Consider the following 11,180-nt stretch of genomic DNA (forward strand, 5'->3'; position numbering starts at 1 on the left):
CTGGCTCAGGCGGCGCGGGCCGGCGCGGCGTTGGCGACCTTCTTCGCGTGCTGCAGCCCGAGCAGGGCGAGCAGGGCCATGGCGGCGGCGCCCACGAAGGCGGCGACGGCGGCATACGTCATGATCTTGGCCATCGTGCCGAAGGCGTAGGCGTTGAGCAGCAGGCCACGCAGGGTGTTGCCCATGAAGAGGCTCTGGCGCAGCTGGCCGAGCTCGGCGAGCTTGGTCTGGTCGGCGTTCTTGTCCTTGCTCAGGGTGATGAACTCGCCGGAGACATCCTCATAGGTGCGGCCGCCGGACGACTTGTCCATGTGAACCTTGATGTAGTGCTCGGCGAAGGCGCGGGCCTGATCGCCCGTGGTCATCTCCTGGCCGGCGTACTGCTCGAGATAGGGCTTGATCAGCGGGTCCTCGATGGCCGGGCCGGACGGCATGGTGATGTCCTGCTGCTTGAGCTGATCGTGGACATTGCTGTTGGTGAAGTTCGCGCCCCAGAGCAACAGGCCGCCGCCGACCAGCAGCAGCCCGGCCAAGGCGAGGCCGAGGTAGGAGATGAGCTTGTCGAGTGTGCTGCGCACGGGGGTTCTCCCTGTGGTTTCCGGGGAGAGCCCTGCGGTGTTGGGCCCTTTGGGTGAGCCCCGGGCCGGCGTGGTGTCCAGCAATATCGACTATAGGCGTCGTTCTTGACCTTTCAACTGAGCTGAGCCTAGCCTCAGCCGCGCCTCGGGGGCGCGTCCGTGCTGGTCAGCGGGCCTAAGGGCCCGGAACGACGAACCGCCCGGACCTCGTTGGTGAGGGCCGGGCGGTTCGCGGGTTTGGTCAGCTGAAGCTGTCGCCGCAGGCGCAAGAACTGCCGGCGTTGGGGTTGTCGATGGTGAAACCCTGCTTCTCGATCGTGTCGGCGAAGTCGATCGTCGCGCCCTCGAGATAGGGAGCGCTCATCCGGTCGACGACGACCTCGACACCGCCGTAGTCGCGCACGAGGTCACCGTCGAGGGTGCGCTCGTCGAAGTAGAGCTGGTAGATCAGCCCGGAGCAGCCGCCGGGCTGGACGCCGACGCGCAGGCGCAGGTCGTCGCGGCCTTCCTGCTCCAGCAGGGACTTGACCTTGTCGGCGGCGACATCGGTCAGGACCACGCCGTGGGTGGTCGTGGTCGTCTCGTCCTGAACGGTCATGAGTGGGGTCCTTCGCTGTGTGTTCGGTGGATCGACGTCCTTCTGCCGATGCAAACAGCATCCGGGGCGCCGAATGTTCCCGCGTGTCCTAGCAGGATACGCGCCGAGGCGTCAGATCAGGGCCGCGGCGGCGGCGACCACGTCGCGGCCACCCGGGCAGCCCGGGCGCGCAGCGTGCCCACCGGATCGGTCATCGCCGCCTCCTCCTGGGCGGGGGTGCCGGCCACGGCATACACGCCGCTCAGGCCGATACCCATGCTCTCGCGGCGGCCGACGAGCGCCTGCCCGGCGATCACGATCGTGGGTGTGGCTGCGGCCAAGGCGCACTCGGCGACGCCGGCGACCACCTTGCCGCGCAGGCTCTGCCAGTCGAAACACCCCTCCCCCGTGACCACCAGGTCGGCCGCCGCTGCAAGGGCGGCGAAGTCGACAGCAGCAAGCACGAGGTCGACGCCGCTGACGCGCCGCGCGCCGAGGATGAGCAGCCCGTATGCCAGCCCACCCGCCGCTCCCGCGCCCGGCTCGCGATCGAGCCGCAGCGGTTTGCCAGTGAGCAGGTCGAGGCGGCCGGGCAGGTGACGGCGGACGCGGTCGGCGAAATGGCCCAAGGCGGATTCGAGGTCCTGCGCGAGCTGGGGCGATGCGCCCTTCTGCGGACCGAAGACGGCGCTCGTGCCTTGCAGCCCGAGCAGCGGACTGTCGACATCGGTGGCGGCGAGCAGGTCGATATCGGACCACTCGGCGATGGTGCTCGTCAGGGCGCCAAGGGCATCCGGACCGAGATCCGCCAACGGAAGGCCGCCACGGCCGAGGTCCTCGATCGAGCCGGCGCCGAGCGCGGCGAGCATCCCCGCTCCACCGTCATTGGTGCCGCTGCCGCCGAGACCGACGACGATCCGGCGCGCCCCCGTGGCGCGCGCGGCGAGCAGGAGCTGCCCCACGCCGTACGTGCTAGTGATTGCGGGGTTGCGTTCGCCGGCGCCGAGCAGGTGCAGGCCGGCCGCTTGCGCGGACTCGACGTATGCCGTTCGCTCGCCCCCCGCGTCCACGACCAGGACGTTCGCGGGCACCGGTCGACCGAGCGGGTCCGCGACCGTGGCGGCGATCATCTCCCCGTCGAGTTGGGCCGCGAGGACATCGAGGAAGCCGGGCCCACCGTCGGAGAGGGGGAGGCGCGTCAGGACGCAGTGCGGGGCGGTCTGCGCCCAGCCGTCGGCGATCGCCTCGGCCGCCTGGGTGGCTGTGAGGGTGCCCGTAAAGCAGTCCGGCGCGATGACGACGTGCACTCCGGCAGCCTAGAGCCGAGGGACGCGGGCGGCATACGGCGTGTCGTCACCGCGGGGCTTGGCATCAGTCTTTGTGCGTCTCGCCAGGCAGGGCCAGCATCTGGTCCAGGGCGGTGCGGGCGTGGCCCGCGACGACCGGGTCGACGTGGATCGGGTTGACGACGCGGCCCTCCACCAGCGACTCCAGGGCCCAGACCAGGTGCGGCAGGTCGATCCGGTTCATTGTCGAGCAGTAGCAGACGTTCTTCTCCAGGAAGGCGATCCGTTGCTCGGGGAACTGCTGCGCCAGGCGGCGCACCAGGTTGAGCTCGGTGCCCACCACCCAGGAGGTCCCGGCCGGCGCGGCGGCGATGGTCTTGATGATCTTTTCGGTCGAGCCGACCTCGTCGGCGAGTTCGACAACTTCATGGCGGCACTCGGGGTGCACGATCACCAACACGTCCGGGATCTCGCGGCGGGCCGCTTCGACGGCCTCGACACTGAAGCGGCCGTGCACCGAGCAGTGGCCGCGCCACAGGATCATCCGGGCGTCGCGCAGTTGCTCGCGGGTCAGGCCACCCATCGGGCGATGCGGGTCGAAGACGACGCACTCATCGAGCCGGCCGCCGAGGTCGCGGACATAGGTGTTGCGGCCCAGATGCTGGTCGGGCAGAAAGAGCACCTTGCCGGTGCCGCCCGCGACCTGACCGTCGCCGCGCTCGCCGAAGGCCCAGCTCAGCGCGGTCTTGGCATTGGAGGAGGTGCAGATCGTGCCGCCGTGCCGGCCGGTGAAGGCCTTGATCGCGGCGGAGGAGTTCATATACGTCACCGGGACGGTGACATCGGCGACGCCCGCGTCCTGCAGGTCGAGCCAGGCGTCCTCGACCTGCGCGATGGCCGCCATATCGGCCATCGAGCAGCCTGCGGCGAGGTCGGGCAGGATCACCGTCTGCTGATCGCTGGTCAGGATGTCGGCCGACTCGGCCATGAAGTGCACGCCGCAGAAGACGATGTAGGGCGCGTCCGGGCGGGCCGCAGCCTCCCGGGCCAGCTTGAAGCTGTCTCCCGTGGTGTCCGCGAACTCGATGACCTCGTCGCGCTGGTAGTGGTGTCCGAGGACGAAGACCTGGTCGCCGAGCGCCATCTTGGCCGCCCGGGCCCGCTCCACCAGACCCGGGTCGGATGCGGCCGGCAGCTCGCCCGGGCACTCGACCCCGCGTTCGGTGTGCAGGTCGCGGCCTTTGCCCAGGACCAACAGGGGCAGCGGTGCAGTCATACGCCGAAGGATAGGCGGCTTCGTCAGACCAGGGTGCCGATGCGGGCGAGCAAGGCCGCTTCGGCAACGCAGACCTTCTCGAACTCCCCGAGATGCAGGCTCTCATCGGCCCCATGAGCGCGGGAGTCCGGGTCCTCCACGCCCGTGACGAGCAGCGCCGCGTCGGGGAAGCGTTCGGCGAAGGCCGCGACGAAGGGGATCGACCCGCCGACACCGATGTCGACGGGCGGGTGCCCCCACGCGTCGGCGAAGGCCGCCCGGGCCGCGTCGTAGATGGGGCCCTGCGCGTCGGCGGCGAAGCCTTCGCCGGAGTCGTCCAGGTGCATCTCCACCTGGGAGCCCCACGGCGCGTGCTCTAGCACATGGGCCCGCAGGGCGTCGTAGGCAGCGGCCGGATCCTGCGCCGGCGCGATCCGCATCGAGATCTTGGCGCTCGCCGAGGCGACCAGGGTGTTCGACGCCGTGGCCACCGTGGGGGCGTCGATGCCGATCGTCGTGATGGACGGCTTGGCCCAGATCCGGTCCAGCAGCGGGCCGCGCCCAATGATGGCAACCCCGTCGAGAAGGCCGGATTCGGCGCGGAGGCGGGCCTCGTCATACGGCAGGTCACTGGCGGTCCCCGTGACCAGGCCGGCCACGGCGATCTCGCCGTCGTCCTCGTGCAGGGTCGCGAGCAGGCGGACTAGCGCGGTGATGGCGTCGGGGACAGCGCCGCCGAACATGCCGGAGTGGACGCCGTGGGCGAGCGTCGAGACGGTGACGACCACGCGGATCAGGCCGCGCAGGGTGACAGTGAGAGCGGGCTCGCCGATCGCCCAGTTGGTGGAGTCGGCCAGCACGATGGCATCGGCCCGCAGCTTCTCGCCGTGCGCTGCGAGGGTGGCCGGGAGCGACTCGGAGCCAATCTCCTCCTCCCCCTCGACGAAGACGACGAGATTGACGGGCAGCGCATCGCCGTGAGCGCGGACCGCCGCCAGATGGGCCATGATCCCGGCCTTGTCGTCGGCGGCGCCGCGGCCATAGAGCCGGCCGTCGCGCTCGGTCGGGACGAAGGGCGGGCTGGTCCACAGCTCGTCCGGACCGGGCGGCTGGACGTCGTGATGGGCATACAGCAAGACGGTGGGCGCGCCGGCGGGCCCGGTCTTGCGGGCGATGACCGCCGGGCGGCCGCCCTCGCGCGAGATCTCGACATCGAAGCCTTCTGCCTCGAACAGTGCCGCGGTCGCCGACGCGCTCCGCTCGACCTCGCCCTGATCGAAGGCATCGAGCGAGACGCTCGGGATCCGCGTCAGGGCCTCTAAGTCGGTGCGCACCTGGGGCATCAGGGTGTGGACCCGGTGGCGGAGTTCGTCGATGGTCAGGGGTGTCACGGTCACGGGCCGACTCTAGCCAGCACGTATCCTTGCGCCGTGTTCGGACGCAAGGACAAAGCCGCCGCCCCCGTCGAAGCGAGCCCGGTCCACGAGGCTCGCCCCGGGGCGAAGAACCGCCCGACGCCCAAGCGGCGCGACCAGGAGGCGGCCCGCAAACAGCCGCTGGTGGTGACCGACCGCAAGGCGGCCAAGGCGGCCGACCGGGCCCGGCGCTCGCAGGCGAGCGGGCAGATGCGGCAAGCGATGATCACCGGAGACGACCGCCACCTGCCCAATCGCGACAAGGGCCCAGTGCGCCGCTTCGTCCGCGACACCGTCGACGCCCGATGGAATGTCGCGGAGTTCTTGCTGCCCTTCATGATCTTGGTCCTGGTCGCGCAGTTCGTGAACAAGAACTGGGGCTTCTACATCTTCTTGTTCGTCTACGTCCTCGTCATCGTGGCGGTCGTCGACGGCGTGCTCGCCTGGCGCCGCCTGAAGAAGCAGTTGCGAGCGAAGTTCGGCGAGGACGTCGCCGTCAAGGGCCTTGGCTCGTATATGGCGATGCGGATGATGCAGATGCGTCCCACCCGGATGCCGCGCCCGCAGGTCGGCCGCGGCGAGTACCCGCACTGATCGGAGGACCGGATGAGTGCGGGGTTGGGTGACTATCGCTGGGTCGCTTTCGATTCGGCGGGTGCGGTGGTGAGTGACGGCATACCGGCGGGGTTCTTTCCGACGCAAGCTGACGCGGAGGCGTGGTTCGCCGAATCCTGGGAAGAGTTCGCCGACGCCGGCGCGGCGGCCGTGAGCCTGGTGCACTTCGAGGACGTGGTCTACGGCCCGATGCCGCTCACGCCGGCCTGAGTTCGGGGCCGGCGCCACGCCGCGGGGCGCACGGCGAAGGCACCCAGCGCGATCCCGTATGCCGCGCCAACCACCACATCGGACAGGCGGCTGAACGCCGGGGCCATCGGATTCGACAGGCTCAGGTGCTCATACCCGATGCTCGCCATCCCGATTGCGAGCGTCGCGAGGGAGGTCCACCGGCGAGATGAGGAAGACCATCGCCCAGCATTGCCCAGAGTCGAGCCCCGTCGAGTGGCCGGTTCACCGGCCACTCGACGGGGCTGAACCGGCCACTCGACGGGGGTAAAGGGGTCAGGCCTCGCGGACCTGGACCTCCACGAAGGGCGGCTTGGTGACCGTGGCGGCCACGCCACGGCCGCGAACGTCGATCGCGACCTCGTCGCCCATGGCGACCGAGCGATCCAGGAGCGCGAGCGCGATGCCCTGCTTCAGGGTTGGCGAGAACGTCCCGGACGTCACCTCACCCACCTGCGCACCCGAGGCGTCCAGCACCGCGCAGTGCGAGCGGGGGATACCGCGGCCGGTGACGAGCAGGCCACGCATCAGGCGCGACGACTTCGCCGCCCGCTGCTCGACCAGCGCCTCGCGCCCCCAGAAGGCCGGCTTGTCCCAGCCCACCGCCCAGGCCGATCCGGCCATGACAGGGGTGATCGTCGGCGAGAGGTCGTTGCCGTGCAGCGGGTAGCCCATCTCGGTGCGCAGGGTGTCGCGCGCGCCCAGACCGCACGGCAGCCCACCACGTTCGGCGATCGCGACCGCGAGGGTGTCCCACAGCGGCCCGGCGTTCTCCCACATCGGCACCAGTTCGTAGCCGCGCTCCCCCGTGTAGCCCGTGCGGCAGACGATGACCGGAAGCCCCTCCCACTCGGTCTCGACGAACGACATGTAGTCGTGCCCGGTCGGCATTCCCAGCGATTCCAGCACCTCATCGCTCAAGGTCCCCTGCACCGCGATCACGCCGTACTTCTCGTGCAGGTTCTCCACCGTGATGCCCTCGGGCGCGGACGCCTCCAGCAGCGCGCAGACGGCGGCCGTGTTGGCCGCGTTCGGGATCAGGAAGACGTCGTCGTCCGAGCGCAGATAGGCGATCAGGTCGTCGACCACGCCGCCGGAGTCGTTGCAGCACAGCGTGTACTGCGCCTTTCCCGGGTGGATGCGCCCGAGATCGTTGGTCAGGCACGCATTGACGTATGCCGCGGCCCCCGGCCCGCTGACCCGCGCCTTCCCGAGGTGGGAGACGTCGAACATCCCGACCCGCTCCCGCACCGCGGTGTGCTCGGCGATCACGCCGCCCGCGGGGTATTCGATCGGCATCAGCCAGCCGCCGAAGTCGGCCATCTTCGCGCCGAGGGCGACGTGGCGATCGTGCAGGGGCGAGGTCAGCAATGACTCGGTGCTCATGGCAGGACGCTACTCGGTGCGGCGGATACCCTGCCGGGGTGACTTCGTGCCTGTTGACCGATCAGCCCATCGCCACCGTGGACGCCGATGTCCTTGTCCTCGGCGTCGTCCCCGACGAGACCGGAGCCGCGCTTGCCGCCGGTCACCGCCTGCCCCGCAAGGCGGCAACGCACCTGACCGATGTCCTCGGTGCGTTGGAGGCCTCCGGACGCCTCGACGACGTGCACACCGTCGCCCTCGTGCCGGGCGTCAACGCGCGCAAGGTCGTGCTCACGGGCCTCGCGCCCAAACACAAGCGCGAGGGCAGCACCGTCTCCCCCGACACGATCCGAGCCGGCGCGGGCGCGGCCCTGCGCGCAGTCACATCTGCCGACACCGTCCTGATGGCGCTGCCCACGGGCGACGCGGCACGCCTGGCCGCGGCGATCGAGGGCGCCCTGCTGGGCAGCTATGCCTACACCGCGCAGAAGTCCGCCAAGCCCGAATCCAGTGCCAAGCCGAAGCGTGGCCGCGCCCAAGCGGCCGACCCCGGCAAGGTCGCGAAAATCCTCGTGCACGCCGCCGACGCCGGCGACAAAGACGCCAAGGACACGGTTACGCGAGCCGAGACCCTCGCTGCTGCAACGGCATACGCACGGGATCTGGTCAACTGCCCGCCCAATCTGCTCTATCCGCAGTCCTTCGTCGATAGCGTGACGGCGCGCGTCGGCGCGTCGAAGGCGAAGGCCCGGATCCAGATCGTCGTCCACGACGAGGAGCAATTGGCCGGCCTCGGGTGCGGCGGCATCGTCGGCGTCGGCCAGGGTTCCTCGCGACCGCCGCGGATCATGGAACTGCACTACAAGCCGCGCGGCAAGGCGGCTGGGAGCCTGGCCTATATCGGCAAGGGCATCACCTTCGATACCGGCGGCGTCTGCCTGAAGCCGCCGGCCTCGATGCTGACGATGAAGTGCGATATGGCCGGAGCCGCAGCGGTCGCCGCGAGCGTCATCGCCGCCGCGGAGATGGGCCTGCCGGTCGCCGTCAGCGGCTACCTGTGCCTCGCCGAGAACATGCCCGGCGGCAACGCCCAACGCCCCGGCGACATCGTCACGATGCGCAGCGGCACGACCGTGGAGATCATCGACACCGACGCCGAGGGCCGGATGGTGCTGGCCGACGGCCTCGCCCTGGCCGGCGAGAAAAAGCCCGACGCGCTCGTCGACGTCGCCACCTTGACCGGCGCCTGCATGATCGCACTGGGCAACAAGGTCGCGGGGTTGATGAGCAATGACGACGATTTCGGTGCCCGGGTGCTCGCCAGCGCCGACGAGGCCGGCGAGCCGATGTGGCCCCTCCCCCTGCCCGACGATCTGCGCGCCAAGCTGGAGAGCCCGATCGCCGACCTGCAACACAAGGGCGACCAGTACGGCGGCGCGCTGACCGCCGGCCTCTTCCTGCGCGAGTTCGCCAAGGATGCCGACGGCGCCGAGATCCCCTGGGCACACCTCGACATCGCCGGCCCGGCCTATTTGACCGATGCGCCGTTCGGCCACGTCGTCAAGGGCGGCACCGGGTATGCCGTGGCCACCCTCGTCGCGCTCGCCGCCGGCTGGGCCGCGAAGTGAGCCCCGATATCGATGCCGATGTCGTCATCCTCGGGGCCGGCAGTGGCGGGTATGCCTGCGCCCTGCGCGCCGCTCAACTCGGTCTGTCCGTCGTGCTCGTCGAGCGCGACAAGCTCGGTGGGACCTGCCTGCACGTCGGGTGCATCCCGACCAAGGCGATGCTGCACGCCGCCGAGGTTGCCGACACCGCCCGCCATGCCGCGGCGATCGGGGTGGATCTCGGGGAGCCGAGCATCGACCTCGGGCGCGTCGCGGCATACCGGCAAGGGGTCGTGGACCGGCTCTTCAAGGGGCTGACCGGGCTGGTCAAGGGCCGTGGCATCGAGGTCGTGGCGGGCGAGGGGCGCGTCGTGGACGCCTCCAGCGTCGCGGTCGGCGACCGGGTGATCCGCGGGCGCCATCTGGTGCTGGCGACCGGTTCGGTCCCCAAAGTCCTGCCCGGAATCGCGTTGTCCGAGCGGGTGGTCACCAGCGACGGGGCGCTGGCGCTGACGACGGTCCCCGAGCGCGTGGTGGTGCTCGGTGGCGGGGTGATCGGGGTCGAGTTCGCATCGGTCTTCGCCTCCTTTGGGGCGCAGGTGACGGTGGTCGAGGCGCTGCCGCGGCTGGTGGCCGCGGAGGATCCCGCCCTGTCGGACGGCCTGCAGCGCGCCTTCCGGCAGCGCGGCATCGCCACCCGCCTCAACGCGCCGGTGACCGGGGTGAGCGAGGACGCCGACGGCGTCACGGTGACGTTCGCCGAGGGCGAGCCGCTGAGCGCTGACCTGGTCCTCGTGGCTGTCGGACGCGGACCTGCCCCGGTGCCCGGGATCGAGAATCTCGACGTCGAGACCGATCGCGGCTACGTCCTCACCGATTCCGTATGCCGCACCCGCGTCCCGCGCGTGTATGCCGTGGGTGACCTGGTGCCCGGTCTCCAACTCGCCCACCGCGGCTTCGCCCAGGGGATCCTGGTGGCCGAGGAGATCGCGGGGTTGCAGCCGGCCCCGATCGTGGAGAGCGGCATACCGCGGGTGACCTATTGCGAGCCGGAGGTGGCTTCTGTCGGGCTCACCGAAGCAGCGGCGCGCGAGCGTTATGGCGAGGTCGACGTGGTCGAGTACAACCTCGCCGGCAATGGCAAGAGCCAGATTCTCGGGACGCGGGGTTTTGTCAAGCTGATCCGGGCGAAGGGCGGCCCGGTGGTGGGTGTGCACCTGCTCGGATCGCGGGTCGGCGAGCAGATCGGCGAGGCGCAGCTGATCGTCGGCTGGGAGGCGCATGCCGAGGACGTCGCCGCTCTGATCCACGCTCACCCGACCCAGAACGAAGCGCTGGGCGAGGCTCACCTAGCCTTGGCCGGGAAGCCACTGCACGCGCATGCCTGAACGGCCTCTGGCACAACGGCATGGAATGCGTGAGAGTGTGACTATCTGAAACTCCATATGTGACCGAACCGACTTTTTTCTCAGAGGAGATCGACCCCATGTCTGAACGCGTCACCATGCCGGCGCTCGGCGAATCCGTCACCGAGGGCACCGTGACCAGGTGGCTGAAGTCCGTGGGTGACCAGGTGGCAGTCGACGAGCCGCTGCTGGAGGTCTCGACCGACAAGGTCGACACCGAGATCCCATCGCCAGTAGCCGGCACGCTGACCGAGATCCTGGTCCAGGAGGACGAGACGGTCGCGGTGGGAGCCGATTTGGCCGTGATCGGAGACGGGTCGGATGCACCGGCTGCCGAAGCGCCGGCCGAGCAGGCGCCGGCCGAGCAGGCGCCAGAGGCACCGTCGACCGAGGCCCCCGTCGACTCCGAGGCCCCCGCCCAAGCCGAGGCTCCCGCCGAGCAGGCGCCGGAGGCACCGTCGACCGAGGCGCCGGTCGACTCCGAAGTCCCGGCCCCGGCTGCCGGCTCGGGTGGTGGTTCCGTCGAGGGCGGCACGACCGTGACCATGCCCGCGCTCGGTGAATCCGTCACCGAAGGCACCGTGACGCGCTGGCTGAAGACGGAAGGCGATGAGGTCGCCGTCGACGAGCCGTTGTTGGAGGTCTCCACCGACAAGGTCGACACCGAGATTCCCTCCCCAGCCGCCGGCACCCTGACCAAGATCCTCGTCCCCGAGGACGAGACGGTCGCCGTCGGCGCGGACCTGGCGATCATCGGCGGCACAGCCGTGGCCGAGGCCCCGGCTGCCGCCCCGGAGGCAGCACCGGCTGCTGCTGCCAAGCCAGAGCCGGCCAAGGCTCCCGAGCCC

At 70.2% G+C, this 11,180-nt stretch carries 12 protein-coding genes; 5 read left to right on the forward strand and 7 right to left on the reverse strand.

Translation table 11 applies throughout. The annotated features are described in order from the left end of the window. Positions 1–5: 5 nt before the first annotated feature. The 5 genes from PKH97_RS08665 to PKH97_RS08685 all read right to left on the reverse strand — a co-directional run bounded on the left by PKH97_RS08665 (position 6) and on the right by PKH97_RS08685 (position 5,093). Complete coding sequence (locus tag PKH97_RS08665; RefSeq protein ID WP_324387007.1) at positions 6–578, reverse strand: hypothetical protein; 573 nt, start codon at positions 576–578, stop codon at positions 6–8. Positions 579–819: 241 nt separating this feature from the next. Next, positions 820–1,176 carry an iron-sulfur cluster insertion protein ErpA gene (gene erpA / locus PKH97_RS08670; RefSeq protein ID WP_324387008.1) on the reverse strand — a complete coding sequence of 119 codons (357 nt, stop codon included), beginning with the start codon at positions 1,174–1,176 and terminating at the stop codon, positions 820–822. A 116-nt stretch (positions 1,177–1,292) separates the two neighbouring features. Continuing rightward, positions 1,293–2,462: a glycerate kinase gene (locus PKH97_RS08675; protein WP_324387009.1), complete on the reverse strand. Its 1,170-nt coding sequence runs from the start codon at positions 2,460–2,462 to the stop codon at positions 1,293–1,295. A gap of 64 nt (positions 2,463–2,526) precedes the next feature. After that, positions 2,527–3,717 carry a quinolinate synthase NadA gene (nadA, locus tag PKH97_RS08680; protein WP_324387010.1) on the reverse strand — a complete coding sequence of 397 codons (1,191 nt, stop codon included), beginning with the start codon at positions 3,715–3,717 and terminating at the stop codon, positions 2,527–2,529. A gap of 23 nt (positions 3,718–3,740) precedes the next feature. Continuing rightward, positions 3,741–5,093, reverse strand: coding sequence for a dipeptidase (locus PKH97_RS08685; RefSeq protein WP_324387011.1), 1,353 nt, complete (start codon positions 5,091–5,093; stop codon positions 3,741–3,743). 33 nt (positions 5,094–5,126) lie between these two features. Here PKH97_RS08685 and PKH97_RS08690 point away from each other — a divergent pair, with 33 nt between their 5' ends. Together PKH97_RS08690 and PKH97_RS08695 are read left to right on the forward strand one after the other, a co-directional pair. Beyond that, positions 5,127–5,705: a DUF3043 domain-containing protein gene (locus PKH97_RS08690; RefSeq protein ID WP_324387012.1), complete on the forward strand. Its 579-nt coding sequence runs from the start codon at positions 5,127–5,129 to the stop codon at positions 5,703–5,705. Between the two features lie 12 nt (positions 5,706–5,717). Next, positions 5,718–5,936, forward strand: a complete 219-nt coding sequence (locus PKH97_RS08695) for a hypothetical protein (RefSeq protein ID WP_324387013.1) — start codon at positions 5,718–5,720, stop codon at positions 5,934–5,936. On the opposite strand, the gene PKH97_RS08700 is transcribed toward PKH97_RS08695, so the two are convergent. After that, the gene (locus tag PKH97_RS08700) at positions 5,906–6,085 is read right to left on the reverse strand and encodes a hypothetical protein (protein WP_324387014.1); all 180 of its coding nucleotides are present in this window, start codon (positions 6,083–6,085) and stop codon (positions 5,906–5,908) included. The genes PKH97_RS08695 and PKH97_RS08700 overlap by 31 nt on opposite strands. Before the next feature lie 145 nt (positions 6,086–6,230). Continuing rightward, positions 6,231–7,340 carry a glycine cleavage system aminomethyltransferase GcvT gene (gene gcvT, locus PKH97_RS08705; protein ID WP_324387015.1) on the reverse strand — a complete coding sequence of 370 codons (1,110 nt, stop codon included), beginning with the start codon at positions 7,338–7,340 and terminating at the stop codon, positions 6,231–6,233. Between the two features lie 38 nt (positions 7,341–7,378). Here gcvT and PKH97_RS08710 point away from each other — a divergent pair, with 38 nt between their 5' ends. The 3 genes from PKH97_RS08710 to PKH97_RS08720 form a co-directional block, all read left to right on the forward strand. Then, positions 7,379–8,947, forward strand: coding sequence for a leucyl aminopeptidase (locus PKH97_RS08710; protein WP_324387016.1), 1,569 nt, complete (start codon positions 7,379–7,381; stop codon positions 8,945–8,947). Further along, on the forward strand, positions 8,944–10,314 hold the full coding sequence (gene lpdA / locus PKH97_RS08715; RefSeq protein WP_324387017.1) for a dihydrolipoyl dehydrogenase: 1,371 nt from the start codon (positions 8,944–8,946) through the stop codon (positions 10,312–10,314). The genes PKH97_RS08710 and lpdA overlap by 4 nt, the downstream gene beginning before the upstream one ends. A 98-nt stretch (positions 10,315–10,412) precedes the next feature. After that, positions 10,413–11,180 (forward strand): biotin/lipoyl-containing protein (locus PKH97_RS08720; RefSeq protein WP_324387018.1); only part of this gene is annotated, 768 nt, incomplete at its 3' end.

The organism is Nostocoides sp., from assembly GCF_035343835.1.
Classification (GTDB): Bacteria; Actinomycetota; Actinomycetes; order Actinomycetales; family Dermatophilaceae; genus Nostocoides_A; species Nostocoides_A vanveenii.

Bases quoted from the DNA above. Each gene is read 5' to 3' on its own strand.
- erpA (WP_324387008.1), bottom strand. From the start codon at position 1,176: ATGACCGTTCAGGACGAGACGACCACGACCACCCACGGCGTGGTCCTG.
- nadA (WP_324387010.1), bottom strand. From the start codon at position 3,717: ATGACTGCACCGCTGCCCCTGTTGGTCCTGGGCAAAGGCCGCGACCTG.
- PKH97_RS08695 (WP_324387013.1), top strand. From the start codon at position 5,718: ATGAGTGCGGGGTTGGGTGACTATCGCTGGGTCGCTTTCGATTCGGCG.
- PKH97_RS08700 (WP_324387014.1), bottom strand. From the start codon at position 6,085: ATGGCGAGCATCGGGTATGAGCACCTGAGCCTGTCGAATCCGATGGCC.
- gcvT (WP_324387015.1), bottom strand. From the start codon at position 7,340: ATGAGCACCGAGTCATTGCTGACCTCGCCCCTGCACGATCGCCACGTC.